The organism is Streptomyces sp. NPDC014864 (genome assembly GCF_043081525.1).
Lineage (GTDB): Bacteria > Actinomycetota > Actinomycetes > Streptomycetales > Streptomycetaceae > Streptomyces.
This window is the reverse complement of sequence record NZ_JBIBWT010000052.1, coordinates 1-1,478: the sequence shown is the minus strand read 5'-3', so window position 1 is coordinate 1,478 and position 1,478 is coordinate 1. Positions and strand designations below refer to the sequence as shown.

The following is a 1,478-nucleotide window of genomic DNA, read 5'->3' as shown; positions in this document are numbered from 1 at the left end:
CAATACTGGTGATTTAGGCTGTTTTCCGGCTGGTTGAAGTGGCTCTGGTTGGCTCGACCAGCCGGACCGTCGGGGTGTCTGGCCGTGGTGGGCTGTGGTGCTCGGTTCGTTTGAGGGCCCAGTTGGACATCTTGCGTTTGATCACGCGGGGGTTGGAGCGCAACCGCCGTGCGGGCAGCAGTCGTTCGGTGATCTCACGCAGGCTCTGGGCGATGGACCGGGCCAGTCGTGAGGGGGGAAAGCGCCGCCTGCCCGGTGACGTGGCGGCGGACGACGCGAAGGGTGCGGGTGAAGGAGATCCGGTCGGGATCGTGCCCTGCCTTGAGGGCGGCCTGGTGCATCAGGTCCCGTAGTGCGTGGTGGACCAGTAGGAACGCGAAGATCTCCTGTTCGACGCCGCGTGGGTGCTGGGAACGCAGCACCAGCCCTGGGACGCCCTGGTGGTTCTTGATCTCGTCCAGGGTGTTCTCGATCTCCCACCGCTGGGCATAGAGGGCGGCAAGTTCCTCGGCCGGTGCCTGGTCGGGGTCGAGGAGGGTGGTGATCAGCCGGTAGACGGTGCCGTCACCGCCGCGTGGGCCGAGGGTGTACTCGATCACCCGCACCCGCTCGGGGTCCGCGCGCCGGTAGTGGTCCCGCGCGGCGACGATCTCCGACAGGTAGGAGCCGTCGGCGAGGGTTTCCAGGACCGGCAGCACCACGACGCTGCGGACCCGCCACAGCAGATCCGCGCCGCCCGCCTTCGCGGCCCGCCACAGATCGAGGCCGCAAAAGCCCCGGTCGGCGAGCACAAGCATGCCCTTCGTCAGCGCATGGAACAGCCGCTGGGCCAGGGCGGTCTCGTGGACCTTGAGTGGTCCGACCTCGGCCGCGAACACGACATGGGTGCCGCACTCGGCCAGAGCCGCCACCCTCGCCTGCGGATACGCACTGCGGCCCTGCCCGCGACTGGTACCGGGACGCCCGAAGAACTGGGCGTTCGCCGCGGTGTCCGGAACGTCGAAGACTGTGCCGTCCACCGCGACCAGCCGCCACCGCCGGTACCAGGCGCCTTGCGTCCGCGCGACCGCCACCGGCCGGCACACTCGGGCGAACAGGGCCCGCAACGGCTCCGGCCCAAGCCGCAACCGCGCCCGCCCGATCGCCGCCGTCGTGGGCACCCGCCAGGCGGTCGCCCACCGGCCTTCACGCTCCAGCCCCTGAACCAGCAGCCGGGCCACCTCTTCATAGCCCTGCCCGAAGAACAGACACATCGCCAGGACGAAGTAGACCACCACCCGTGCCGGCAGCAGCCGCGTCCGCTGCTCGACCCTGCCGCACTCGGCGACCACCTCGTCGACCAGTTCCGGCGGAAACGCCCGCGTCAGCACCCCCAACGCAATCCGATCCGAGAACCGATCAACCCCCGACGACTTCACCTGACCCGGCCTTGGCACAACCCACCCAACGACCAGAACCCACCAAAGTCACCGGTATTG

At 69.1% G+C, this 1,478-nt stretch carries 1 protein-coding gene; it reads right to left on the bottom strand.

What is annotated here, in order from left to right:
* Positions 1-194 precede the first annotated feature (194 nt).
* Positions 195-1,436, bottom strand: a complete 1,242-nt coding sequence (locus ACF1A5_RS33810; RefSeq protein WP_392196663.1) for an IS4 family transposase — start codon at positions 1,434-1,436, stop codon at positions 195-197.
* Positions 1,437-1,478 lie beyond the last annotated feature (42 nt).